Annotated in this window: 24 protein-coding genes; 12 read left to right on the top strand and 12 right to left on the bottom strand. The window is 63.3% G+C overall.

Annotated features, from left to right (window positions below; genetic code table 11):
- Positions 1 to 157: 157 nt before the first annotated feature.
- The 4 genes from QRN59_RS06570 to QRN59_RS06555 all read right to left on the bottom strand — a co-directional run bounded on the left by QRN59_RS06570 (position 158) and on the right by QRN59_RS06555 (position 2,856).
- Complete coding sequence (locus tag QRN59_RS06570; protein WP_284981699.1) at positions 158 to 478, bottom strand: DUF3040 domain-containing protein; 321 nt, start codon at positions 476 to 478, stop codon at positions 158 to 160.
- Between the two features lie 40 nt (positions 479 to 518).
- On the bottom strand, positions 519 to 1,904 hold the full coding sequence (locus tag QRN59_RS06565; RefSeq protein ID WP_284981698.1) for an MBL fold metallo-hydrolase RNA specificity domain-containing protein: 1,386 nt from the start codon (positions 1,902 to 1,904) through the stop codon (positions 519 to 521).
- A 71-nt stretch (positions 1,905 to 1,975) separates the two neighbouring features.
- Complete coding sequence (locus QRN59_RS06560; RefSeq protein ID WP_284981697.1) at positions 1,976 to 2,338, bottom strand: SPW repeat domain-containing protein; 363 nt, start codon at positions 2,336 to 2,338, stop codon at positions 1,976 to 1,978.
- On the bottom strand, positions 2,335 to 2,856 hold the full coding sequence (locus QRN59_RS06555; protein WP_284981696.1) for a universal stress protein: 522 nt from the start codon (positions 2,854 to 2,856) through the stop codon (positions 2,335 to 2,337). The genes QRN59_RS06560 and QRN59_RS06555 overlap by 4 nt, the downstream gene beginning before the upstream one ends.
- Positions 2,857 to 3,049: 193 nt before the next feature.
- On the opposite strand from QRN59_RS06555, the gene QRN59_RS06550 reads away from it, so the two are divergent.
- Positions 3,050 to 3,736 (top strand): response regulator, encoded by a 687-nt coding sequence (locus QRN59_RS06550; protein WP_284981695.1) that lies wholly within the window; start codon positions 3,050 to 3,052, stop codon positions 3,734 to 3,736.
- Between the two features lie 16 nt (positions 3,737 to 3,752).
- On the opposite strand, the gene QRN59_RS06545 is transcribed toward QRN59_RS06550, so the two are convergent.
- Complete coding sequence (locus QRN59_RS06545; protein ID WP_284981694.1) at positions 3,753 to 5,471, bottom strand: GAF domain-containing sensor histidine kinase; 1,719 nt, start codon at positions 5,469 to 5,471, stop codon at positions 3,753 to 3,755.
- 169 nt (positions 5,472 to 5,640) lie between these two features.
- On the opposite strand from QRN59_RS06545, the gene QRN59_RS06540 reads away from it, so the two are divergent.
- The 4 genes from QRN59_RS06540 to QRN59_RS06525 all read left to right on the top strand — a co-directional run bounded on the left by QRN59_RS06540 (position 5,641) and on the right by QRN59_RS06525 (position 9,727).
- Positions 5,641 to 6,111: a pyridoxamine 5'-phosphate oxidase family protein gene (locus QRN59_RS06540; protein WP_284981693.1), complete on the top strand. Its 471-nt coding sequence runs from the start codon at positions 5,641 to 5,643 to the stop codon at positions 6,109 to 6,111.
- 62 nt (positions 6,112 to 6,173) lie between these two features.
- Positions 6,174 to 6,638 (top strand): pyridoxamine 5'-phosphate oxidase family protein, encoded by a 465-nt coding sequence (locus QRN59_RS06535; RefSeq protein ID WP_284981692.1) that lies wholly within the window; start codon positions 6,174 to 6,176, stop codon positions 6,636 to 6,638.
- A gap of 60 nt (positions 6,639 to 6,698) precedes the next feature.
- A complete protein-coding gene (locus QRN59_RS06530; RefSeq protein WP_284981691.1) occupies positions 6,699 to 7,766 on the top strand; it encodes a zinc-dependent alcohol dehydrogenase family protein in 1,068 nt (355 codons plus the stop codon).
- A gap of 56 nt (positions 7,767 to 7,822) precedes the next feature.
- The gene (locus tag QRN59_RS06525; protein WP_284981690.1) at positions 7,823 to 9,727 is read left to right on the top strand and encodes a heavy metal translocating P-type ATPase; all 1,905 of its coding nucleotides are present in this window, start codon (positions 7,823 to 7,825) and stop codon (positions 9,725 to 9,727) included.
- On the opposite strand, the gene QRN59_RS06520 is transcribed toward QRN59_RS06525, so the two are convergent.
- The gene (locus QRN59_RS06520; protein WP_284981689.1) at positions 9,642 to 10,508 is read right to left on the bottom strand and encodes a universal stress protein; all 867 of its coding nucleotides are present in this window, start codon (positions 10,506 to 10,508) and stop codon (positions 9,642 to 9,644) included. The genes QRN59_RS06525 and QRN59_RS06520 overlap by 86 nt on opposite strands.
- A 175-nt stretch (positions 10,509 to 10,683) precedes the next feature.
- Between QRN59_RS06520 and QRN59_RS06515 the strand changes: the two genes are divergently transcribed.
- From QRN59_RS06515 to QRN59_RS06505, 3 genes are all read left to right on the top strand, one after another.
- Entirely contained in the window at positions 10,684 to 11,850 is a 1,167-nt protein-coding gene (locus tag QRN59_RS06515; RefSeq protein WP_284981688.1) for an acetate/propionate family kinase, read from the top strand.
- 128 nt (positions 11,851 to 11,978) lie between these two features.
- Positions 11,979 to 14,375, top strand: a complete 2,397-nt coding sequence (locus QRN59_RS06510; protein ID WP_284981687.1) for a phosphoketolase family protein — start codon at positions 11,979 to 11,981, stop codon at positions 14,373 to 14,375.
- 40 nt (positions 14,376 to 14,415) lie between these two features.
- A complete protein-coding gene (locus QRN59_RS06505; RefSeq protein WP_284981686.1) occupies positions 14,416 to 16,893 on the top strand; it encodes an HAD-IC family P-type ATPase in 2,478 nt (825 codons plus the stop codon).
- Here the strand turns inward: QRN59_RS06505 and QRN59_RS06500 are convergent.
- Entirely contained in the window at positions 16,876 to 17,127 is a 252-nt protein-coding gene (locus tag QRN59_RS06500) for an SHOCT domain-containing protein (protein WP_284981685.1), read from the bottom strand. The genes QRN59_RS06505 and QRN59_RS06500 overlap by 18 nt on opposite strands.
- Positions 17,128 to 17,332: 205 nt before the next feature.
- Here QRN59_RS06500 and QRN59_RS06495 point away from each other — a divergent pair, with 205 nt between their 5' ends.
- Both QRN59_RS06495 and QRN59_RS06490 read left to right on the top strand, forming a co-directional pair.
- Positions 17,333 to 17,776, top strand: a complete 444-nt coding sequence (locus QRN59_RS06495) for a pyridoxamine 5'-phosphate oxidase family protein (protein ID WP_284981684.1) — start codon at positions 17,333 to 17,335, stop codon at positions 17,774 to 17,776.
- A gap of 46 nt (positions 17,777 to 17,822) precedes the next feature.
- Positions 17,823 to 18,728, top strand: a complete 906-nt coding sequence (locus tag QRN59_RS06490; RefSeq protein WP_284981683.1) for a universal stress protein — start codon at positions 17,823 to 17,825, stop codon at positions 18,726 to 18,728.
- Here the strand turns inward: QRN59_RS06490 and QRN59_RS06485 are convergent.
- Positions 18,712 to 19,155, bottom strand: coding sequence for a pyridoxamine 5'-phosphate oxidase family protein (locus QRN59_RS06485; protein WP_284981682.1), 444 nt, complete (start codon positions 19,153 to 19,155; stop codon positions 18,712 to 18,714). The two genes, QRN59_RS06490 and QRN59_RS06485, sit on opposite strands and share 17 nt — an antisense overlap.
- A gap of 328 nt (positions 19,156 to 19,483) precedes the next feature.
- Between QRN59_RS06485 and QRN59_RS06480 the strand changes: the two genes are divergently transcribed.
- Together QRN59_RS06480 and QRN59_RS06475 are read left to right on the top strand one after the other, a co-directional pair.
- Complete coding sequence (locus tag QRN59_RS06480; RefSeq protein ID WP_284981681.1) at positions 19,484 to 20,191, top strand: cytochrome b N-terminal domain-containing protein; 708 nt, start codon at positions 19,484 to 19,486, stop codon at positions 20,189 to 20,191.
- Complete coding sequence (locus QRN59_RS06475) at positions 20,188 to 21,141, top strand: hypothetical protein (protein ID WP_284981680.1); 954 nt, start codon at positions 20,188 to 20,190, stop codon at positions 21,139 to 21,141. Before QRN59_RS06480 ends, QRN59_RS06475 begins: the two co-directional genes overlap by 4 nt.
- A 12-nt stretch (positions 21,142 to 21,153) precedes the next feature.
- Here the strand turns inward: QRN59_RS06475 and QRN59_RS06470 are convergent, their stop codons facing one another.
- Genes QRN59_RS06470 through QRN59_RS06455 form a run of 4 tightly spaced genes read right to left on the bottom strand, consistent with a single transcriptional unit; the run spans position 21,154 to position 25,083 of the window.
- The gene (locus QRN59_RS06470) at positions 21,154 to 21,648 is read right to left on the bottom strand and encodes an FMN-binding protein (protein ID WP_284981679.1); all 495 of its coding nucleotides are present in this window, start codon (positions 21,646 to 21,648) and stop codon (positions 21,154 to 21,156) included.
- Entirely contained in the window at positions 21,645 to 23,060 is a 1,416-nt protein-coding gene (locus QRN59_RS06465) for a ferredoxin reductase family protein (RefSeq protein WP_284981678.1), read from the bottom strand. The genes QRN59_RS06470 and QRN59_RS06465 overlap by 4 nt, the downstream gene beginning before the upstream one ends.
- 59 nt (positions 23,061 to 23,119) lie before the next feature.
- Entirely contained in the window at positions 23,120 to 24,415 is a 1,296-nt protein-coding gene (locus QRN59_RS06460; protein ID WP_284981677.1) for a sensor histidine kinase, read from the bottom strand.
- Positions 24,412 to 25,083: a response regulator transcription factor gene (locus QRN59_RS06455; RefSeq protein ID WP_284981676.1), complete on the bottom strand. Its 672-nt coding sequence runs from the start codon at positions 25,081 to 25,083 to the stop codon at positions 24,412 to 24,414. The genes QRN59_RS06460 and QRN59_RS06455 overlap by 4 nt, the downstream gene beginning before the upstream one ends.
- Positions 25,084 to 25,118 lie beyond the last annotated feature (35 nt).

The following is a 25,118-nucleotide window of genomic DNA, read 5'->3' as shown; positions in this document are numbered from 1 at the left end:
CCTCAAGAACTGTCCTCGCCCGTTACCGGCCTGTGCAGGTTCAGTCTCCGTCCCGACGCTATTGAGTGTTAGGGCCGGAAGTCCCGCCGCATAGTTGAAGGTTGCAACGCAGGCTAGCTGCCGGTTGCACAGACGATAATGATGGCTTCCACATCGGCTAACCCAGCTCCGCGGGCCCTTTGGACGGGGAAGAGCTCGGGCGTCGTCGGGTCCGCAGGGAAGCGACACGCGCCGTTGCCAGGTATGCCCCGGCGCCCATGATGGTGAACCCGATGACTCCCAACGCCGGGGCGCGGGCCGCGACCCCGGTCAGCAGCACAAGGCAGCCGACGACGGCGGCGAAGATCCCGAAAGCCACGTGCCTCCCCGTGACCGGCCCGGGGGCCAATCTCAACTTCGACGCGAACTTCGGGTCATCGCGCTCCAGGTCCCGGGCGATCTGTTCCAGTGTCTTCTTTTCGTGTTCGGAGAGAGCCATCAACGGCCTCCTATACCTGCGTGGGTGGAAACTATTACTGCTAGTGCGGTTTGTCGAGCGGGATTGCTTCGAGATATTCGGGGACCCTGGCGTTCCAACCCAGTTCGCGCTTGATGCGGCGACGCAGGGCGTCCGAGGCGTCGGGTTCGCCGTGGGTGATGTAAGTCATTCGGGGTGCCTGGTTTGCTGCGTGCATCCAACGGATGATTTCGTCGGCGTCGGCGTGCGCGGAGAATCCTTCAATCTGTATGACCTCGGCCAGGATGGGGACGTCCTGTCCGTAGATTCTGAGTTCCTTCGCTCCGGCTGCCAGGTCGGCCCCGCGTGTTCCTCCGGCTTGGTAGCCGCTGAGGATGAGGGCATTTTTCGGGTCCGGGCCGTAGGCTTCCAGGTGGTGAAGGATCCTTCCTCCGGTGATCATGCCGCTGGCGGAAATGATGATCATGGGCCCTCCCCTCAGGTTGAGAAGCTTGGAATCGTCGGCGGTGCGTGTCATGGTGGCCAGCTTGTACATGTCTTCGAACTCATCAACGAGGAGGCGGTGTTCGTCGGGGTGCTGCCGGTACATGTAGGACGCGTCGATGGCCATGGGGCTGTTGAGGTAGACCGGAATGTCCGGAATGAGGCCTTTGCGGCGGAGCCGGGAGAGATGGAGCATCAGGGTCTCCGCACGGCCGACGGCGAATGCGGCGATCATGACGACTCCCCCACGTTTGGCAACGCGGGACACGACCGCGCCAAGCTCAGCCGCCGGGTCCTGGTCCGGGTGGGTCCGGTTGCCGTAGGTGGACTCGGTGACAAGAATATCGGCGGCTTCCAGTTCCCGGGGCGGGAACATGAGGGGATCGTCGGCACGGCCCAGGTCTCCGGTGAAGTGAATGGAGTGCCCATCGACGGTGAGGTGGATCTGCGCTGCACCGAGGATGTGTCCGGCCGGGAGAAAAGTGGCCTCGATGCCGTCTCCAAGGTCAATCGGGGCATCAAAATCCCGGGGTTCGAAGGCGTTCAGGGACCTGACCGCATCTGCCGCGGTGTAAACGGGAAGCGCTGGAACATGCACGGAGGATCCCCGGTGGTCGGCGTAACGCGCCTCCTCTTCCTGAAGGTGGCCGCTGTCCGGTAGCAGCAGCTTGCACAGTTCGCTGGTCCCGTGGGTAGCGTAGATCGGCCCGGTGAAGCCGTCCCGGACGAGCGCCGGAACATATCCGGTGTGGTCAAGATGCGCGTGGGTGAGGAGCACTGCGTCGATAGACCCGGGCGGGACGGGAAACGGGATCCGGTTCCGGTCGCGGATGCGTTTGTAGCCTTGGAAGAGACCACAGTCGACCAGGATCCGCGTGTCCCGGGATTCGAGGAGATAGCGGGACCCAGTGACGGTGTCCGTTGCTCCCAGGAACCGCAAGCGCGCCTGATGATTGCCGTTCATGATGGTCTCCTCCATATCGGCGGTGTCGGGCATCCGGCGGTGGACGGATGCCCGGTCCGGCTATTGCGCGGCTAAGGGGCCGGCATTACGTGGTGGTGACGGTATTCCTCGGTGCTGGGCTTGATCGCCAAGGCTGTGACCACCAAGGCGACCGCGCCCGGAATCCAGGCACTCCAGGCTGCGCCTGTCATGGAGGCGAAACCTCCAAGCCATGGCGCGAGGAGGAGGACGACGGCGAACGCGGCTTGCGCCCATTCGGCAGCCGGCATCCCTGGCCTGGAGAGGTTGGTGACCCCGGCGGCGACCAGCAGGACGCCGAGGATGACCATGAAGGCTGTGGACGATCCGCCTTGACTTGTCCACAACACCGAGAGTGCGGCATAGGCGCCGGCGGCGATGACCGTCCAGTCCTGCCAACGGGTCCACTTCTTCATCTGGATTGTGCTCCTTTGATCGGTTGGGGTTTTCTGGTGGCCGCCCCGGCGGTGCCGGGACGGGGCTCGGGGTGCTCGGCTGCATCAGGCGCGTGGACAACGAGAACGGGGCAATGCGCATGGGCGACGCAGGCTGCGCTGACCGAGCCGAGCAACAGGCCGTTGAACCCGCCGTGCCCGCGCCTTCCGACGACCAGTAAAGTGGCGAATCTGCTTGCATCGATGAGGGACTGCCGGGCGCCGCCGAGGACGAGCCTGGTCCGGACGTTCCGAGGCAATTCCGGGCCGAAGGCCTTCACCATGGCGTTGTGGAGGATTTCGGATGCTTGGTGGCTGAAGCCGTCCCGCCCCATCATGTCGTATGCCTCATGTCCGGCGGGGAAGTCCCAGCAGATCCAGCCCTCGACGCTGGTTCCCAGTGCTGATGCGAGATGGTGGGCTTGGCGCAGGGCCTCGATGGAAGCGTCAGAGCCGTCGACGCCGACGACGATCTTGTCACGTCGGGTGTACGTGGCCATGGTGTTCCTTCCGTTTCCTGCGGTTTCTCTAAGAATGGGCAGGAAAGTCGCCGCCAAACAGGGCCGAAAGTCATGGCACCTGCCCGGGTCCTTCGGCCCTTGTTTACCAGTGGCGGGCAGTGAACAATGACATAGCCGGGCAACCATGACAGGCCGGCGGGACCGCGGCCACGGGCTGCCGGACAGGAGGATCATGGAACGCCCAGTACCACCCCAAAACGACGCCGGAGTCGTTGGGCCGCAGCCTATCCGGGTCTACGTCCTTGACGATCATGAGCTTGTCCGCCGGGGACTGCAGGAACTGCTGGAAAGCGAAGGCTTTGTGGTGGTGGGCATGTCCGGTTCGGCCGAGGAGGCCGCCCGGCGCATTCCGGCGTTGCGCCCGGACGTGTCGGTGCTGGACGCCAGGTTGCCCGACGGCACCGGCATCGAAGTGTGCCGCGAGGTGCGCTCCGTTGACCCCACCCTGAATTGCTTGATTCTGACCAGTTATGACGACGAACAGGCCCTTCGTGGAGCCGTTCTTGCGGGTGCGGCAGGATACGTCTTGAAGGAAATCGGGGGCACCGACCTGCTCGGCGCGCTCCGCCGGGCTGCGCGGGGCGAGTCCTTGTTTGATGCGGCCGTGAAGGCGAAGATCATTCAAGGATTCACGGAACCCCAGCGCCTGGATCCCAGGGTCGCCTCATTGACTCCCCAGGAGCGACGGGTCCTGGATTTGGTGGGTCAGGGTCTGACGAACCGGCAGATCGGGGAACAGATGGTGCTGGCCGAGAAAACCGTGAAGAACTACGTGTCCTCGATGTTGGCGAAACTGGGATTCGAGCGGCGCACCCAGGCGGCCGTCTACATTGCCCACGGACGAGAAACGGAAACTTGAACCGTCCGTCGACGGTTCAGTGGATAGGGACCTTCCACACCAGTGTGGTCCCTTTCCCTGGTGTTCCGGTGACCTCGAATGAACCGCCCAATTCCAAGGCCCGTTGTTCCATGTTCACCAGGCCATTCCCCTGGACGGGATCCCTGAAGCCCTTGCCGTCGTCTTCGATGATCAAGGTCAGCATGCCATCTTCCACGGACACTGAAACGCTGATCGCCTGAGCCTCGGAATGACGGACTGCGTTGCTGAGGCCCTCGGAGGTGACTGCCAGCGCATTGGTGGCGGTCCCGTCGTCGGGCACTGAATCGACCGCCCCGTTGAGTGTCAGGTGCGGGGCGAACGGCAGGGACCTGGTGGCATTGCGGACTGTCTGCAGTATGCGGCTGCTCAGCAGCTCCTGCTCACCGGAGCTGGCCCGCAGCGAATAGATGGTGTTTCGGAGGTCCCTGATGGTCTCATCCAGTTCCGCCGTGACGGCATCGATCCGGGCCAGGGCAGGTTCTCCTGAGGTAAACCGCCGCAGGCTCTGGATGCTGAGGCCCGCAGCGAAAATGCGCTGGATCACGACGTCGTGCAGGTCCCGGGCGATGCGATCCCGGTCCGAGAAAACGACCAATTGTTCACGGAGCCGGTGGATTCGGTCCAGTTCCAGGCCCAAGGCAACGTGGGAACCGAAGACGGCCCCCATCTCCACATCCGTCTTCGCGAAAGGTCCCGTTCCAGGCGTTCGAACCAGAAGCAGGAGTCCGTGGTGGGCGCCCTGGGCGCTAAGATCGATCGCGAGGAGCTTTTCCATGGACAAGCCGTCAGCCGGTCCGAGGATGTCTCCGGCCTCGTCCAAGCATGCGGGCGCCCCGGTGGCGGAGACTGTCCTGATCGCATCGGAATCCAGCGGCAGGATGTTCCCCGCGAATTTTGTGCTGTCGGCCCCCGCGGCACCTGCGACGCGGTACGAACCTACGCCCCCTTCCGGAACCAGGATCAGGGCCAGCTGGGATCCCGATTCCTGAAGCGCCCTCTCCGCAATCAAGTCCAGGGCGGCCCTGTCAGGCGCCGCCGACCGAGCATCACCCATCATCCGCCCGGTCACATCCATGCATGCTTCAAGCCAGGACCCGCGGCGGCGGGCGTCCTCATAGAGGCGGGCGTTCTCAATGGCCACCCCGGCAGCTGCGGCCAATGCGACAGCGAGGTCCTCATCTTCGGGCGTAAAATCGCCGCCGCCCTCTTTTTCGGTCAGGTACAGATTGCCGAAGACGACGTCACGGACCCTCACCGGGACACCAAGAAAAGACCTCATCGGTGGATGGTTTTCGGGGAATCCGTAAGACTTCGGATGTTGGCGCAAATCATGAAGGCGAAGCGGCGCGGGTTCGCTGATCAGCAAACCGAGGACACCGTGTCCGGTAGGTAGCGGGCCGATGCGGCGTGCAAGGTCTTCGTCGATACCGACCGTGACGAAGTGGCTCAGTGACTTGTTCTCACCGATGACACCCAGCGCGCCGTAGCGGGCATGCAGCAGCCTGCAGGCGGAATTGACCACCCTGTCCAGAACGGCCTCAAGGCTCAAGTCTTCGGCGACCGCGACAACCGCTTCCAACAGTCCACGCATCTGTTCCTGTGCGTCCAGGAGTTCTCCGGCCCTGGCCAGAAAGTCCCTGAGCAGGTCTTCGATCCGGGTCCCGGTGACGTGAAGGCGATCAGCCTGCACAGGTTCTGGAATGGAGCCGTTCATCTACTGCCTTTCGAGCGGTACCGCCCACACAGGGCAGGTAGCCCGTGTTGTGGCAGGTGGCGTATCCGATGCCAGACTACCCCCGAGTCGTGTGTTCCTCCAGACGCCTGCGAGGCGAGGGTCTTTGTGCCCTGTTCCCCCCATCGCGCCTCGGCGTAGCCTCGGCGACATGACGAACAAACCATCAACACCAGAGCCAGAGGTCCTGCAACCTCAACAGTGCTGGGAACTGTTGCGCGGCGTCTCGGTGGGGCGCCTCGCTGTCTGGGTGGAAGACCACCCCGACATCTTCCCGATCAACTACAAGGTAGACCACGGCACCCTCGTCTTCAGGACCGGGGAAGGAACCAAGCTCCACTCGGCCTTGAGCGAAACTCCCGTGGCGCTGGAGGCCGACGGCGTCAATCCGGACACCGGAGTGGCATGGAGCGTGGTTGTGAAGGGGCAGGCTGTCGCCATTAAGCTCACCCAGGAGGTCCTCGACACTGTCGGTCTGCTCCTTTTCCCGTGGCAGGCGGGACGTAAAGACCACTTTATCCGCATCGTCCCGACGTCGATCACGGGGCGCCGCTTCACCGTTACGCCTCCCCTGACGTGGTGGAGTCCCTTGGACGACGCCACCCGCGCCGGACTCGAATGATGGGCGCAGGTCGGGCCCAAAGGCCCTAACGACGGCGGACAGCCGCCGGTAGCGTCAAACTCATGAACCCTCAATCAGCGGATGCGATCGAAAGACTGAACCCTGACGAATGTTTCGAACTGCTTGGCCAAACCACCGTTGGCAGGCTGGCCGTGATTGTCGAGGACCATCCGGACATTTTCCCCGTGAATTACGTCGTGGACCACGGCTCCATCGTCTTCCGGACAGGGATCGGCACGAAATTCTGGAGCACAATGCGGGATCCCTGCGCGCTCGAAATCGACGGCTTCGATGCAGGCTCCGGGAAGGCCTGGAGCGTCGTCGCCCGGGGCCGGGCCCACCTCATCGTCGATCTGGAGGAAAAGGCTGCCGCCGACGCCCTCCATCTGGATCCCTGGCAGCCGGGCAGCAAGAGCCACTATCTGCGTCTGGCCCTGGATGCTGTCACCGGCCGACGTTTCAAGGCCACGCGGCCTGATATTTGGAACACTCCCGTGTGGGATGCCCGCTCCGAACTTTTCCACTGACTTGCCGTCGCTTCCCGGTGCCACCGAAGGTACCGCTTGCACTCTTTGAATGGATCAATCATGAAAGCACTCGTCTATGGCGGACCAGGACAAAAGTCTTGGACCGACGTTCCGGACCCCCTGGTCATCCATCCAACCGACGCCATCGTCCGCATCGATACCACCACGATCTGTGGAACGGACCTCCACATCCTCAAAGGCGACGTACCCGCAGTCCAGGAGGGGCGGATCCTCGGGCATGAAGGCGTGGGAACGGTGACTGAGGTGGGTTCCTCCGTCACCGGGTTCAGGACCGGAGACCGCGTCATCATCTCCTGCATCAAATCCTGCGGGCACTGCGGCAACTGCAAGAAGGGCCTCTACTCGCACTGCGCCGGGGAGGAAGGCCAGCCCGGAACGGGTTGGATATTCGGCCATCTCATTGACGGAACCCAAGCCGAGTACGTGCGCGTCCCGTACGCGGATAACTCGCTCTACAAATTGCCTCACGGGGTCACCGACGACCAAGCGGTCATGCTCTCCGATATTCTGCCCACGGCGTTCGAAATCGGCGTCCAGGCCGGTCACGTGAAGCCGGGTGACGTCGTCGCCGTCGTCGGAGCCGGGCCCATCGGCCTGGCTGCGATAGCCACCTCAGGCCTCCACGGCGCCGCCACCATCATCGCCATCGACCCGGACGAAGGCCGCCTTGCCCGGGCCCGGGAGTTCGGCGCAACCGAGGTCGTGAACCCGGACAATCCTGGGTGGATCAGGGACGTCATGTCCTATACCGACGGCGCAGGAGTGGATGTCGCCATTGAAGCAGTCGGAATCCCGGACACCTTCGACATGGCCTTGCGGCTCGTGCGCCCAGGCGGGAATGTGGCCAACATCGGCGTACACGGAAGATCCGTTGAACTGCGCCTCCAGGACCTCTGGATCCGCAACCTCACCATTAGCATGGGCCTGGTCAATACCAACACGACCCCGATGCTGCTCCGGCTGGTGGCCCAGCACAAGATTCCCGCCGAGAAATTCGCGACCCACCACTTCCCCTTGGCGCAGATCATCGATGCCTACGACACTTTCTCAAGAGCAGCTGAAACACACGCCCTGAAGGTCATCCTCCGCCGGGACTCCCACCATTAAGCAATCAGAAGACTGAAGATCCTCCCCTGAGGAGGCAACCAAGAGCGGCGGCTTCGATGCCCACGATCCTGCGTTTTCCATTAGTGGCAGCCACCCTGCTAATCGGGGGCTGCGTTGGGGTACTGCTCGGTGCCGGGCAGGGGCCAGCGGCACAGGGAACAGCAAGCATCTATGCTCTGGCCGTGGCGGCGTATCGGGCCGTGTCCATGCTCCGGGATCTCTTTCGAGGACGATGGGGTATCGACTTGCTTGCTGTGACGGCCATCGTCAGCACCCTCGTGGTCGGGGAATATGTTGCCTCCCTCATCATCGTGCTCATGCTCACCGGAGGAGACGCACTGGAGGAATTTGCCCACGGCCGGGCTACGCACGAGCTGAAAGCCCTCCTTGAGCGCGCTCCCCGGACCGCGCATCGCGAGACCCCGGGCAACCCTGTGGAAGAAGTACCAGTGGGGAGGGTTCGTTCCGGAGACACACTATTGGTCAAACCCTCCGAAATCGTCCCCGTAGACGGCTTCTTGATCTCCGCTGCCGGGACCTTCGACGAATCATCGCTGACGGGTGAAAGCCTGCCGGTCGAACACCGCGCAGGCGATGCGCTGCTGAGCGGTACCGTCAACGGTGAGGACGCAGTTCGCATGGTTGCGAGCGCCACTGCCGCGGACTCCCAGTACAGCCGGATCGTGGCCCTGGTCCAGGAGGCTGCGGCAAGCCGCGCACCCACCGTCAGGCTTGCGGACCGATATGCCGTGCCCTTCACCGTGTTTGCGTTCCTGCTGGCCGGAGTCGCTTGGTACCTCAGCCGGGATGCTGAACGATTCGCGCAGGTGTTGGTCGTTGCGACACCGTGTCCCCTGTTGATCGCCGCTCCTGTTGCGTTCCTTGCCGGCACCAGCCGGGCTGCCCATTCTGGGATCATCATCAAGAATGCCGGCACCCTCGAACAACTTGCCCGGGTCAAGACGGCGGTGTTCGACAAGACTGGCACACTGACACATGGTCGCCCTACCCTGCGCGAGGTGCAGGTCGCCACGACCGCAGCCGTGGGAATATCCGCTGCGCGGATCCTGCAACTCGCAGCGTCCGCTGAGCAGTCGTCCTCCCATGTGCTGGCAGCCTCTGTGATTGAGGCCGCGCGATCCCGCGACCTGCCTCTGCTGCCCGCCAGGAGCGCCAACGAGCACGCGACCCAGGGTGTCACGGCTGTCTGCGGGAACCAGACTGTGGTGGTTGGCAAAGCTGCCTTTGTTGAATCGGCCACGACCGGCTTCGAAAAGGCCGACGTGGCCAGCGGACAACTTGGGATCTACGTTGGTGTGGACAGGCGTTTCGCCGGAACGCTGATCATGAGCGACCCTTTGCGGGAAAACGCGGTGGCCACCTTGGCCCAGCTGCGACGCCTCGGTGTGCGGGAAACCATGCTCCTTACCGGTGACACCGGTTCCACGGCGTCACATATTGCGGCCGAGGCAGGGATCACCCGGGTCCTGGCGGATTGCCTGCCTGCCGACAAGGTTGCCGCCGTCGCGCGGTTGGAGCGGCGACCGGTGATGATGGTCGGTGACGGAGTCAACGACGCACCGGTCTTGGCGGCGGCCGATGTTGGCATAGCAATGGGTGCCAAGGGAGCGACCGCGGCCAGCGAATCGGCCGATGTGGTGATCATGCTCGACGACCTGTCCAAGGTCGCCGTTGCCGTGGGTATTGGCAGGCACACCATCCACATCGCGCGCACGAGTATCTGGACAGGCATCCTCCTCAGCGTGGGGTTGATGGCCGCGGCAGCATGCGGCGTCGTCCCGGCCGTGGCCGGCGCTCTTCTTCAGGAGTTGGTGGACCTCGCCACAATCCTGAATGCACTTCGGGCATTGGGCCCTACCCAGTCTGAAGGCCCTGTGCTCTTCCAGGCTCCGGCGCATCCGGAGCGTCCCCTGCTATGGCGGGGCGGGTTATCAGGGTAGGGCAATGGACGTTGAGCAGCACGTGCTGAGCCACGGAGCCGACCAGGACGCGGGCACCGCCCCTTCCTTTGCAGCCTATGACCAGCAGCCGTGCACGGGTACTGGCGTCGAGGAGCGCTTCGGCCGGCGCGCGCTCAAGGTCCAGGATCTCGCGTACGACCAAACCCGGGTGCCGCGCCCTCAAGCCCTGGACCGATTCGGACAACAGCACCGGCCTCCCGGACGGGGCGGAATCATGGCCGCTCCCGGCATGGAGGATCACGAGTTCCTGTCCCATTCGCAGTGCCTCGTCAGCTGCATACTCGACGGCGAGTTCGGAGTCCCGGGAGCCATCGACACCAACCACTACGCCGGATGACTCAAGCCTTGAGGGAGCAGGCACAATCGCGACGGCGCAGTGGCTGATGATGGCGATCTGAAAACTGACCGATCCAAATCCTTCGCCGTGGTTGTCTGGCCGTCGATCGGTTCCCACTACGAGCATTTCCGCGTCCGCAGAGAGCCTGCGCATGCTCTCGGAGGGCTCTCCCGCGCTCAAGGTCGTGACGACGTCCAGGGCGGGAATCTGCGCGCTGATCCGAGCCGACTCGCTGTTCAGCAGGTCCTTGGCCTGCGCGATTGCGTTCTCGTGGAGGGCTTTCTCCGGGAAAGCCCACGGTTCGGGAACGGCGTGCACCAAATTGAGCTGAAGACCAAGATCGCGGGCGCGTTCCGCTGCCCAGTTCGCAGCAGCACTGCCCACCGATGCCCCATCGACACCAACAAGAATCTGTTTCTTCACGAGCCCACGTGCCTTCCAGGAAGCTGCAGCCGTCCATCCTTAGTGTCATCGGCCTCTTGAGCGAGCCGCTAGGGCCGGAAGGCCCTCCCTGATGACGGGATGCAGGGTTATGGTCCTCAAAGGGTGACACATCTTGTGGCACCGCGCTGTGTGATCGTCGCGAAAGGGCTTCGGCATGCTGATCCTGGTACTGAATCCGGGTTCCTCTTCCTTGAAGTACCAGCTGCGGCGCATCGGAGCAGCCGGAACGAAGCCGGACATCCTGCTGGATCGAGTCGTTGATGGACCACCGGAGGGCCGTCTGGGTCCCGACTCCCTTAGAGCTGTATTCGATATGGTGGACGCGGCAGTCCGGCACACTTCCGGCGGTACCAGCCTCGACGCCATCGGTCATCGGGTGGTGCATGGCGGGGAACACTTCAGCTCCCCCGTCCGCGTCACGCTGGACGTGATGGCGGCTATCGGGGAACTGGGCGAATTGGCCCCGCTCCATAACGCGGCAAGTGTGTCATGCATGCAAGCAGCCGCCGCCCGTTGGCCTGACACACCACAGATAGCCGTCTTCGACACAGCCTTCCACCACACCATGCCCGGATACGCCTCCCGATACGCCATTCCGGAGGACCTGTATAAGAACTACGGGATCCGGCGCTACGGCTTCCACGGGATCTCCGTCGAGATCGCGTGCCGCGAGGCCGCGGCGTTCCTCGGAGTCCCGGTGTCTTCACTGAATACGGTCGTGGCGCATCTTGGCAATGGCGCTTCTGTAACCGCCGTGAAGAACGGCCGCAGCGTCGACACGTCAATGGGCATGACCCCTCTGGAAGGGCTGGTCATGGGCACCCGTTCGGGCGATCTTGATCCGTCCATTGTCACGCTGTTGCAGCGCCGCGGCCTCAGCCTGGATGAGGTGGACCGGCTCCTCAACCATGAGGCCGGCCTGCTGGGCGTGGCCGGATCAGCCGACATGCGCACAGTGCAAGACGCGGTGCAACACGGGGATCCCAGGGCTGTCCTCGCCTCTGACATGGCCGCATACCGCCTGGCCAAATACATCGCCGCCTACAACATGGTTGTCGGAGGAGCCGAGGCCTTGGTCTTCACCGGTGGTATCGGTGAGCATTCCGGCCAGTTCAGGTCGCGGGTGATATCGATGCTCGGACCGCTTGGCATTTACATGGACGAGGACAGGAACGATGCCGCAGGCGCCGGCATCCGCACCATCAGCACGGACGGATCAAAGTTTCCCATCCTGGTTGTTCCCAGTGACGAGGAACGCGCAATCGCGGAGGCGACAGCCGCCGTCCTACTTTCGAATGGTCAAACGACTCGGAACCTCTAGGGCCCTATGGCCCTAACCGCACCGCCGGGTCTCTGGCACCGTGAAGACCAGCACTGTGAAGACTAAACAGCCCGGGCACCAGTAACGCGTGCCTTCGGCGCGCCGTCGAACCCGGAAGAGGCTACCCCATGGAAACAGCAAGCTATGAGGCTGCTGGCGAGGACTTTGAGCCGCTGAACCGGTATTGGTCCGCGGCCAATTACCTCACTGTTGCCCAGATCTACCTCCAGGAAAACCCGCTGCTGCGAGAACCCTTGCTGCCAAGCCACATCAAACCACGGCTTCTAGGACACTGGGGAACCAGCCCTGGATTGTCGCTGGTCTACGCCCATTTGAACCGCCTGATCAGGCGGACCTCCGCCGATGTGCTCTTCGTTGCTGGTCCCGGCCACGGTGGGCCCGCTGTCGTCGCCAATATCTATCTTGAAGGCACATACTCGGAGATCTATCCCAAAGTGGGGATGGACCTCCCGGGGCTCCGGAGACTTGTCCGGCAATTTTCAACTCCGGGCGGGGTATCGAGCCACGTCGGCCCAGCCACTCCTGGTTCCATCCACGAAGGAGGCGAGCTTGGCTACTCCTTGATGCACGCCACAGGCGCCGCCATGGACAACCCCGGGCTGATTGTCGCCTGCGTTATCGGCGACGGCGAAGCCGAGACCGGCCCATTGGAAGCATCATGGAAAGCACCCTCCTTCCTCAACCCCGCCCGCGACGGTGCCGTGCTGCCGATACTGCATCTGAACGGGCACAAGATCTCCGGCCCAACCGTCCTGGGCTGGAGAACAAACGAGGACGTTGAAGCGCTGCTCAAGGCCCACGGCTGGGACCCGGTGACCGTCTCCGGCGACGATCCTTTGCTGGTCCACCGCGCCTTGGCCACCGCGATGGACGAGTCTTATGGGCGTATCCGCGAACTGCAATCCAAGGCGCGCAGCCAGGGCGTGCACGGCCCGGCACACTGGCCCGCCATCATCCTGCGAACGCCCAAAGGGTGGACCGGGCCGGCCACGGTGGACGGGCTCCCCGTCGAAGGAACCTTTCGTTCCCACCAAGTACCTCTGGCAAGCGTTCGCGAGAATTCCGAACACCTGGCGCAGCTTGAGGCCTGGATGCGCTCCTACAGGCCGGAAACCCTCTTCGACAGCACAGGCCGGCTCGTCCCCGAGCTGGCCGCACTTGCCCCGGCGAGCAGCCTCCGCATGGGCGCAGCCCGTGCGGGCCGGGACGGGACTGCCCTTGAGATCCCCGACCTGGAACAGTACGCGGTACCGGCGGCCCCGCGGGGGTCGATCGTCCATGAAACCACCAAGCCGCTGGGGGAACTGCTCCGGGACATTTACATCGCGACGGCCACCAATCCCCGGTTCCGGCTCTTCTGCCCGGACGAAACCAACAGCAACCGGCTCGGGGCTGTTTTCCAGGCCACCGACCGCTGCCTTCTGGAACCTGCCAGGGACGGTGAGCATGCCCTGGCTGAAGACCACGTCTCGGCGCAAGGCAGGGTCATGGAAGTCCTCTCCGAGCATTTGTGCCAGGGCTGGCTGGAGGGTTACCTGCTCACTGGCCGCCATGGACTTTTTGCCAGCTATGAGGCGTTCGCGATGGTCAGTGCGTCGATGACCATCCAACACGCCAAATGGCTCCAGCACGCGAGGGAACTTGAATGGCGCGCACCCGTACCGAGCCTGAACATCCTCCTGACTTCCACCTGCTGGCGCAACGACCACAACGGCTTCAGCCACCAGGGACCCGGACTGATTGACACTGTGCTGTCCCTGTCTGGAACCGTCACCCGCGTGTACCTGCCTCCGGACGCCAACACCCTCCTGGTCACCGCCGAACACATACTGCGGAGTAAGGACTACGTGAACCTGGTGGTAGTGGACAAACAACCGCACCCGCAATACCTGACGCTGGAGGAGGCAAGGCGTCACGCAGCGGCAGGAGCGTCCAGCTGGTCGTGGGCCGGTAACGAGGAGCCCGACGGCTCCCGGGCCGTACCCGACGTCGTCATGGCCTGTGCCGGGGACATCCCCACCGAAGAGACACTTGCCGCAGCCTGGTTACTGCAAAAACATCTCCCCGAACTCACGGTCCGCGTTGTCAACATCATGGATGCCATGGTCCTTCCGCCCCGCGACACCCACCCCCACGGGCTGTCCGCTGAAAAGTTCGAAGAACTGTTCACAGCCGACGGAGAAGTCATCATGGCCTGGCACGGGTACGCCCGGGCCCTGCATCAACTCCTGCACGGGAGGCCTCGCCCCGAACGGTTCCACGTCCGCGGCTACAACGAACAGGGAACCACCACCACTCCTTTTGACATGGTGGTCCTGAACAAGATGAGCCGGTACCACCTGGTCATCGAAGCGCTGCGACGCGTTCACCGGCAGGTCACGGGCGCGGCTGAACTCGTCGACCTCTGCCGCAGGCAGCTGGATGCACATGCGCGATACATCCGCGAGCACTTCGAAGACCTCCCGGAAATCCGGGACTGGGCCTGGACACCGCCCCGCCCCTAACGTCGGTGCGAGAGGCATTAAGTCCCAAGGAAAGAATCATGTGACCCAGCATCCAGCCCTGAACCATCCCGGCGTTTACGGGACCCGCCCACCTATCGAACTCGGGCTGTCCAGCGCTGGGGTCGTGGCCCGAACGGAAGCAGGACTGGCCAACACCGTTTCAGACACTCCAAGCAGAACGCTGTGGCAGATCTTCCGGGCGAACGTGCTGACGCTGTTCAACGCGATCGTGGGCTGCAGCTTCGGCCTGCTGCTTCTTCTGGGCCAGTGGAAGGATGCGCTCTTCGGGCTGGCCGCCGCGGGAAATATCCTCATTGGTGTCGTTCAGGAATACCGGGCCAAAATGTCCTTGGATCGGCTCGCAATTCTCAACGCCTCCCTGGCCCGCGTGGTTCGGGACGGCACCGCGCAGGACGTTGAGATTCAAGACGTCGTCCGCGACGACGTCCTCCTGCTGGGCGTCGGCGACCAGGTGCCCGCGGACGCATCCATCATCGATAGCGACGGCCTGGAAATTGACGAATCGCTCCTCACTGGCGAATCAAATCCTGTGAGCAAGGGACCGGGATCCGAAGTACTCTCCGGTTCCAGCGTTGTGGCCGGCCACGGCACGGCCCAGGTGGTCCGTGTCGGCGCCGACTCCTTCGCGCGCAAGCTGACCGCCGAGGCCAAGCGCTTCTCCATGGTCAACTCCGAGATCCGCAATAGTCTCAACAGGATCCTGCGTTGGATCACGTGGCTGCTATTGCCTGTCATGGTCCTCGTCATCAACGGGCAAATGCAGGCCAACGGCGGTTGGGAGCAAGCCATCGCCACGGGACGTTGGACTGCGGGAGCCGTGGGTGCAGTCGCCAGCGTCATTGCGATGATCCCTCTGGGCCTGGTGCTCCTGACAAGCGTCGCTTTCGCCGTCGGCGGCATACGGTTGGCCCGTGCGAAAGTCCTGATCCAGGAACTGGCAGCCGTCGAAGGCCTCGCCCGTGTGGACATGCTCTGTCTGGACAAGACGGGCACGCTCACCGAAGGTCGGATTGTCTTCGACGCCATCCACGAAACGAGCGCGTCGCCGGACCCCGGGTGGCGGCAGGCTCTGGGCTGGTTCGGGGCCGACCCCCAGGCCAATGCCACCGCTCGCTGTCTCGCCGGCGCCTTCCCATCGGACGCCAACCTTCGCCCGAGCTCGACGGCGCGATTCTCTTCCACACGGAAATGGAGCGCCGTCAGTTTCGGCTCAGGCCAACTCGTCTCGGGCACCTGGGTGCTGGGCGCTCCGGAGATAGTCCTCCGCGAAGATACCCCAGGCACAGCTCGCGTCCTTGAGGCAGCAGCCCGTCTAGCTTCGTCCGCGCTGCGGACCTTGGTCCTGGCTTATTTGCCCGGCCCGCTCGCCGTGCAGGACGCCGCGGAAGAGCAACCACCGGCCGGCTGCGCCCCAATCTGCCTACTCACCTTCCGGGAGAAGGTGCGCCCGGACGCTGCACAGGTCCTTGCCTACTTCCGGGAGCAGAAAGTGGATGTGAGGATCATCTCCGGCGACGATCCCCGCACCGTCGCCGCCGTCGCCCGCGAGGTCGGACTGGAAGCGGAAAACGGGTACGATGCACGGGAGCTGCCGAAGGATCCGGACCTGATGCTGGAAGCCCTGGAGAACAACATGGTATTCGGACGGGTCACCCCAGCGCAGAAAAGAGACATGGTCCTTGCCCTGCAGCGGGGAGGCCATACTGTCGCGATGACAGGGGACGGGGTCAACGACGCACTTGCACTTAAGGAAGCGGACATCGGTATCGCCATGGACTCAGCCGCGGCTGCCACCAAGGCAGTGTCCCGCCTTGTCCTTCTGGACGGGCGCTTTGACAGGCTTCCCGGCGTGGTCGCGGAGGGCAGGCGCGTCATCGCGAATATTGAACGGGTTTCGGTCCTGTTCCTTAGCAAGACCGCTTACGCGATCGTCCTCTCCATCATCTTCGGATCACTCCTTATGGAGTTCCCGTTCCTGCCACGCCAGCTCTCCGCCACCGACGGCCTCACCATCGGAATCCCGGCGTTCTTCCTTGCCCTCATGCCCAATACCCGCCGCTACTCCCCCGGATTCCTTAAACGCTCCCTCTCATTCGCCGTACCCGCAGGCCTCATCGTCGCTGCCGCCGTCTTTGGCGTCAACGTCTACGCAATGGCTGTCGGCGGCCACACAAGCAACGCCACCCGAACCGCCTCCGTACTCACGCTCTCACTCACGGGCCTGTGGATACTGGCCGCCATCTCGCGCCCGATAAACCTGCGACGCGCGGCCATCATCGGTGCGATGCACCTGGGGCTGGTCTTTGTCCTGACAGTGCCCCTCCTCCAAGACTTCTTCGGCTTGGAATGGCCCCGGAACGATCTTCTGCTGACGGCACTTGCAAGCGCGCTCGGAGGAATCCTCTTTATCGAAGCTCTTCACCGGTTCCAGCGAAGGCGAAACGTGCGGACGTATCCCCGCACCCCGCGGGAGCCCGGCTCACTGCCGGCGCCTTAGAGCGGCGCGGCGCGCCGTGAGCTCTGTTTCGTCGATCTCGCCCCGGGCGAAGCGCTCATTGAGGATACGCTCGGAATCATCATCGGGTGGCCCGTGGAAACCCCGTCCGCCCGCGTGGTTCCCCCGCAGCAGGAGGATCACCAAGGTGGCAATGCCACCCCAAAACAGCAACATCATCAGGCCCATGGCGATCCAGCCGCCGATGCCGATGCTTCCACCCCATCCATACATCATGGCCAATTTCCCCTTGATTTGGATTGCGTACCTGCGTCCAGTGTCGCTCGTTTCGGGCCCCTCCCACAGGGCATTTAGTCACACCGCCGGGCCTTTCGGCCCTACAGCAGGAGAAGGGCGCTCAATAGGCTGCAGGGAGTTGCAGGTCTTCATACCCGCGATCGTGCCCGAACAAGGAATAGAGCTAGACGACCTAGGAGCAGAGATGTCACTCCCCAGCATGGACGCAGGCCGCGTTGACGGCGGACTGCACGTCGCGGAAGAACTCAGCCAGGAACAGTGCTGGGATCTCCTGCGCTCAAACACCACCGGCCGTTTCGGCTTTGTTCAGCAAGGGAACGTGGTGATCCTCCCCGTGAATTATCTGGTCGACGGCGAGTCCATCTACTTTCGTACGGCCGAGGATGGATCCATTGCCGAGGCAGTCCCGTCGCTCGGGTCGTCTTTTCAGATCGACGATTCACGTGCCGACCGGAATGAGGGTTGGTCTGTGCTCATCAGCGGGGCGTCGTCCCGTGTTGAGGACCAGGATCTGCTGACCAGGCTATGGGGAAAGGTCATGGCGGAGCCGTGGGCCGGCGGAGCACGGAATCTCTTCATTCGGATCCAGGCATCCAAGGTGACCGGACGCCACGTGCATCTGGAGTGAGCCCGGAGCCACGCCACATTCAAGCATTCTCACGGGTAAGGAGAGCATGGACACCGCGGAAGAAATCATCGTTGGCTTCGACGGATCCGCCGAAGCTGTCCCCGCTGTCCATTGGGCTGCCCGCCAAGCGGTTTTGCGCAAGTGTGGGCTGCAGCTCGTTCACAGCACCCTGTGGCCGGCAATCACCGGCGACCTGGGTCCCGTGCCGGGCGTCGAAGGCAGCGGGTTGCGACGCGCGGCCGAGGACATTCTGGCCGAGGGCGTGGCGCGGGTCCACGATGTGGTTCCTGGATTGGCTGTCAAGACGACACTGTTCTATGGGTGGCCGGCCGAACACCTCAGGACACTCTCTTCCGGCGCCACACTGCTGGTCGTCGGAACCAGGGGCGCGGGGGGTTTCATGGGACTGCTGATCGGCTCCGTCAGCTTGGAACTCGCGGCAACGGCCGATTGCCCGGTCGCTGTCATCCGTGCCGGAGAACATCCGGGCGGTCCAGTTGTAGTCGGCGTCGACTTCGACGATTGGGAGCTACCGCTTCGGCATGCCTGCAATCTGGCCGCGTTGGCCGGCACAGGCCTTCGATTGGTGCACGTCGAGAAGAAACACTGGATTCCGCGCCCCATCTCTGAAGCGGGCACCTTGACTCAAGCCCCGGTGGAACCCCGTGTCCAGGCGCTTCTCGATTCCGCGGCGCGGAGCGCCCACGAAACAATTCCGGACCTCGATCTCCAAATAAGATCGCTGATCGGCACGTCAATCCCTGGCTCAATTTTGGCGGAGGCCCAAGACGCCTCCATCATCGTCGTCGGGACCCAGGGACACGGACTCGTTCGGGGCACCATCGGTTCGGCCGCCCACGCTGTGCTTCATCACGCCACCTGCCCGGTCCTGCTGGCGCGTCTGCCCAAGCCGGGCCCCCGTGGAACAGAGATGTTCAGTACAAGTCGCTAGGAGCCAGCTCGTCGTTTTCCAGTCCCCGGTGAATGCGCCTCCCGGTGATGGACGTCGGGACGATCTCAACGAAAACCCGCTTCTTTGTAGAGGTCAATTGTTGGCGGGGAATCTTTTCGGCGGCTTCAATCTCGGCACCGGACTCCAGCTGCCGTGCCTTGCCTTTAACCACGACGCTCCAGACGGATTGGCTGCCGACCCCGTCGGTCTCCAACGCAACTTTGTTGTTGATCGTGAGCGCGAACAGCTTCTCTCCGGGATTTGTCCTCAGGAGGATTTTTCCGTCGTGGGCGACGAAGTTGATCGGATAGATCTCGGGTTCGTTGGCAATGCTCAGTGCCAACCGTCCCAACGTCGCGCCCAAAAGGATGTTCCAGCATTCTTCCTCGTTCAGGACTTCTACGGGGTTTGCGGTATCCGGTGACATGGTTGGTCCTTTCGATGGTCGCAATCCAATCGATTCCAGCATGCATGCGACCCGCGTCATCCAATAGGGCCCTTGGACCCGTGTCTGTTGGCCAACAAGCTTGTAGCGTCGTTCTTACGGAAGGCTTCCCACCCAAGGTTCGCCCTTCATCGAAAGAGGCCATGATGCTCGGGATTCAACAGACGGATGCCGGAATGCCGGATCCCGGAATCTATTTCCAGTGGGGTGACTTCCTGATCCAATTCGGCAATCTTGTGGTCATTGCCACTATGGTCGTTCTATTCATTCTCGCTTTGGTCATTCCGTTTCCGGGCCGAAGGAGCCGGAAATGACCGTTGACCATGAGCCTGTTTCAACCGCCGACGGCGGCGAGCCACGCTTTTCCACTTGGACAGGAAAAGCCCGGGGGTGGGCCCTGCGCCGGCTCCCGCCGGACAAGTTGCTTCCGGAAGGCCAACCGAGCTACGTATCGTCCTGGATTTACGTTTTCGGCATGGGCGCTGTTGCCGCCCTCGTCTACATCATTGGATCCGGCATCGTACTGGCACTGAATGGTCCCACCTGGTTCCATGTCTCCAGTCTTGGCCGTTTCATCAACAGCACCCATTTGTGGAGCGTTGAACTGTTCTTCATGTTCATGGTGATCCACCTGTGGGGCAAGTTCTGGATGGCAGCCTGGCGAGGCGGGCGCGTACTGACCTGGATCACAGGGATGCTCGCGTTTGTCGTCTCGATCGTCACGGCGTTCACCGGATACCTGCTTCAAACAAATTTCGATTCGCAGTGGATTGCCTTCCAAGCCAAAGACGCCCTCAACGCCGTCGGTATAGGCGCCTGGTTCAACGTGGCCGATCTAGGCCAGATACTCATGTGGCACATCACGCTCCTTCCCCTTGCTGTCGCCGTCGTCGTCGCCCTTCATGTCGTGCTCGTACGGATGCACGGCGTAGTGCCGCCGTTGGAAGCTGCGGCATCCGACGCCCAGCTGAGCTCAGCGACACCAAACCCGGCCACCGAGAGCGAGCACCGGAAATGACCAAGTCCCCCGTGTCAACGTCGTGGCGCACTCGGGACGACATCGCCAGCAGGCCGTGGGGCGGCACGTTGCGTGAATACGACCTGTTCAAGGAGCTCGTTGTTGGAGTGGTCGTTGTCGGCCTGCTTGTTCTCGGGCTCTCCGCAGTCTTCAGCTCGCCGGACGACCCGAGTGTGACCCTCAAATCCTGGGCCCAGGCCCAGCCCGCGGACTTCGTAGCAACAGCGACGGCGGAACTCGGCGGTACCAGCGGCACCGCAGGGTATGGACCTCCCTACAATTCGACGCCCGATGCCTCGCAAAAACTCGGCCCGATCGACCTGCAAAGCCTTTCCGGCGTACGGCTCCCGATCGATACCGCCACCGACTTCGTCATCAGTCCGCTCCAAACCCTGCCAACAGCCCCGGCCGCGATCGACGAATGGACCAAGGCAAGCGACGCGCAACACGCCGCCTGGACCACCGCGTACGCGGACGCACTCGGCAAAGCACCGGACAACGACCCGGCGAAGGTTCCGCCCGGCGACTACGGCCCGGTACCGGCCCTCACCGGAGCCCTTCTGGCCATGGCCCAGCAAGGGACCCTTGATCCGGTCCTGAGCGCAAAGGGTTCGTTCTACAACACCGATTACAAAGCCAGCATTCTGTTCCTCGGCGACGGCAGCTACTTCCCAGGCCTCGCCGACGCCCAGCATCTGACAGGCGACCAGTGGGGAATGATGAATGAAACGGGGAACTACCCCGGCCAATCCTGGCTCTGGCTCTTCTCGGCGCTTTACCAAGTGGAACCGTTCAAATCATCGCCGAACGCCGACGTCCTGGTTGTGTTTTCCATGGTGATCCTGACGCTGCTCCTGACGTTGGTCCCCTTCATTCCCGGGCTCAGGTCGTTGCCCCGCCGCATCCCCGTTCACCGGCTGATCTGGAGGGACTACTACAAGCACCGCTAGTCCCGCCTGCGGTCACTTGAAGTTCGCCGCGTCGAGCGCGGCCTGCAACGAGTTGAGGTAGCCCTGGCTCGTGTAGGTTGCACCTCCCACCGTGTCGACGTTGGCTGATTGGCTCGATAGCACCTCTGATTTGAGCATCGGCACGGCCTGCCGGTCGATTTCGCTGGACAGGGACCCGACATCGGTCAGCTGCAGCGGCACGACGTCGGTGATCTTGCCGCCGGATATCACGGCCTGGACCTGCACTGTGCCGTACCGGGTCTGGATCTGGCTGCCGTCGAAGGTTCCGTCTTTGGTGCCCGCAGCGGCCGGAGCCACTGGACCGGGGCTGGTGCCAGCCGCCGTCGGGCTGCCCGGTCCGGAAGTCGTTCCGGTGCCCGACGGCGGATTGGCCGCCTTCGTTGTGGTGCGGCTGGATGCGGAATCAGCTTGGTTTCCGGCATGCCACCCGATCAGGAGGACCGCGGCGGAAGCGAGGCCGGCCAGTACGGCGCTACGGGCCCTCACCAGCTGAACCTTTCGTAGTGGATGCGGAACCGGGGCACGCCCGCGCGTCTTGCGTCCTCAACCACCAGGTCTGTCCAGTCGCTCGGCCCGCACACGAACACGTCGGCGTCCCGGACATGGGGGACGATCGTGGACAGGCTCATGCGGTGGCTGGCCTCGCGGGCCGGAAGCCAGCTGTCGTGGCCCCTTTTCGGCCGACGCCCCAACAGGACGTAGAGCGTTGCAGATTTCTTGACACACAGTTTCTGCAGCTCGCGGTAGAGGTACAGACCCTTCTCGTCCGGCGCCCTGACGATCACCGTCATCTCGCCGGGAGCAAAGTCGCCCTGCTCCAGCAAGGAGATGATGGGCGTGATTCCGATGCCGGCCGCGACGGCAACTGCCCGCCGGGTGGTCCGGGCCCGGTCTGTAAAGAGTCCGTAGGGTCCTTCGATGCTTACCCTGGTGCCGATCGGGAGCGCACTCAATTCGGCGGTTCCGCCTCCCAGCTCACGAACGGTGACTTTGAGGCGAAGGACCCCAGGGGCCGCCGAGAGCGAGAAGGGATGGGCGTGCCACCAGAGCCCGCGTGACCAGAAGCGCCAGATGAAGAATTGGCCGCCGCGGACCCGAAGGTCCGCAAGCGATCGTCCGGTCATCTCGATGGAGTACACACCCGGCGCCTCGGTGACGATGTTGCTGACCCGAAGGTCGTGGCGCAGAGTCCGCAACACGGGAATGATGAACCGATAGACCAGCAGAGCTGCCGCCACCCCGAGGTAGAGCGTGAGCCAGTAGTAACGCGCCCAGGTTCCGTCCGCGAACAATTGCCCGGTGCTGAACTGGTGCGGCAGGGCGGCAAGAACGGCGCCATATGCAAGGAAGTGGACAACATGCCATGCCTCGTAGGAAAACTTCCGCCGGACAAGTACCAGTGAGGTGATCACGACGATGGCTAACAGCGCATACCCCAGGTAGGCGACTTTCATGTCAGGCAGCGAGATGAACATGTCCCATATTTCCGCAAACACGTTCAATCGCGACGTCAGCGCGTAGCCGACCCAGAGCAGCAGCACATGTGCGGAAATGAGGTAGAAGACGGGCTTGCCCAAGCGCTGGTGGACCAACAAGGCCCGGTCGTGGCCAAAGGCCCGGTCAATGACCGGGAGCCGCGCCGCAAGGAGGAGTTGGATCAGCATCAGGTCGGTTCCTACGAGCCCCGCAATGATGCCGACGGCGGTAAGGGCGCCCGGGACGTTCTTGAACTCCACCAGTCCGCTGTCCGCCAGGAACAGGGCCAGTACGAGGGCGACCGACAACCAGACGATGGTTTCCAAGAAGTCCGCCAGGCGTGCCCGCCGCAGATAACGCGCCCGTTGTGGCATCCGCCGGTGGGTGGCCGTCCGGTCCGTCGCTCCGGCCCGGGCCGTCATCTGCTACCTCCGCGGGCGCCCCATGGTCTGCTCATGCTCGCAATGCTAGGTTCGGGTTCTTAGAACATTCTTCGAACCCTGGAAACAAAGGCGCGTAACCAGGAACCGGCTGCTGGAGAGTTCCCGCGCTTTCCTCGGATCATCGGCAGGCGCACAATGATGACTGCTCCCGCGGCTTGTGTCCCGATTTCCACCCGGCCTCCGTGCTGGGCGGCCACTTCAGCCACAAGCGCTAGCCCGAGACCGTAGTGGCGCGGCCCGGTACCGTCCTCCGGTGCAACGCCGGCAGGAGCTGCAGTTGCGAACCTTTCGAAGGCCCGAGGCTTGACGTGGTCGGAAAATCCGGGGCCGTCGTCGCTGACCGTGATGACAAGGGTCCTCGGGTCTTTGGAAACGCCCACCTCCACGCGTGACCGGGCGAAGCGGACTGCGTTGTCCAGCAACGCCACGAAAAGCCGGCGCAGCGCCGTCGGCGTGGCAGTGATCCCCATCGGGCCGTCGATTCCGCTTCGTTCAACCGTGATCCCGCGGCGCGCGGCAGAAACCGAAAACGATTCGACGACGTCGTCCGCCAATGCCACGACGTCGACGTCCGTGAGCTCGACCTGCCGCGAATCCGCCGAAATGAGCAGGTCTTCGAGCAATCGAGTCAGCGAGCGCGAATCTTCGATCATGGCGTCCACTTCCGCGTCAATGTTTCCCGGCGGCTCGTGCGCTGGAAAAGATGCCACGCGACGCCGCAGCATTTGCGCCCGCATACTCAGCAGGGTCAGCGGCGTGCGCAGTTCGTGGCTTGCATCTGCGACGAATCGCCGCTGCCGGTCGAGGGCCTCGGCCATGGGGCGCATGGCTCGCCGGGCCAACCACACCGCCAGAAGGCTCGCCAACACCACCGCTCCGCCGCAAGTCAACAACAGGGCCAGGCCCAGCCGATTCAATTCCTCCAGATTCTCGTGGCGATCGAACACTGCTTGGACTACCCGGCTTCCGGAATCGGCGGTCCGGACGGTGTACGGGCGGCCAGCTATGGAAACGTCCTCCTGGGCGGCGACTCCGCTGGCGGCGACCGCCTCGATGGCCTTGAGGTCCGGCAGCCCGGAGGGCATCCCGGGGGACACCGTCAAAGTGCCTTGGTTGGAGATCGCGAGCCAGGTTCCGGCGGGGGCGTCCACGATCGAGTCCACGTGCTCGGTGGCGGTGGTCAGGAGGCGTTGGGCTGCGCTGGCCTGGCTCGTGCTGACAATCAACAGCACCGATCCGGCAATCGCCACCAAAAGCAGCACCAACAAAGCTCCGGTCTGCAGGGCCAGTCGCCAAGAGGAACGCTGCAGTTCGTCCTCGGCTTGGCCGTTCATGCGAGCGTGCCGATCCTGTAGCCGACGCCATGAACCGTCCGCACGCTCCCCCGTCCCAGCTTCCGCCGGAGGTAATGGACATACGTATCGACCACCCCTGCCTCCTCGGCGTTCGGGAAGACGTATTCAAGGATCTCGCCACGCCCGAATACCCGGTTCGGCCAGCGTGCCAGTTCCTCCAGAAGGGCGCTTTCCCGTTCGGACAGCACCACGACGGAACCATCAGAGCGGGTCACGCTGCGCGCTTCGAGGTCAAAATGACCACCGCTGATCCGCAGGGTCGTCGCGGTGGCGATATGCCGGCGTCGTAAGGCACGCAGCCGGGCCAGAAGTTCCTCGACGTCGAACGGCTTCGACAGGTAGTCCTCCGCACCGGCGTCGAGCCCCTCGACCCTGTCTGCAGGATTGCCCAATGCGGAGAGAATGAGGGCTGCAGTCTCGACGCCTTCCCTGCGCAGTTTCGTCAACAGGTTCAACCCGTCCATAACCGGAAGGCCCCGGTCCAGAACCAGGACGTCGAATTCCTCGGTCAGGGCAAGGTGGAGGCCCTTTTGTCCGTCCGGGGCGCTGGACACTTCGTAGCCTTCGCCAAGCAGCAACTCTTCCAGCATCGCGCGAAGCTGCGCGTCGTCCTCGACCAAAAGAACGCGCGGCTTCATCTCATTCATAGTCGGAGTATAGGCGTCGGAGCTGGGGCCAACGG

This window comes from Arthrobacter sp. efr-133-TYG-118, from assembly GCF_030209755.1.
GTDB lineage: Bacteria > Actinomycetota > Actinomycetes > Actinomycetales > Micrococcaceae > Arthrobacter.
The sequence above is the reverse complement of the archived record's forward strand: the minus strand, read 5'-3'. Positions and strand labels throughout refer to the sequence as shown.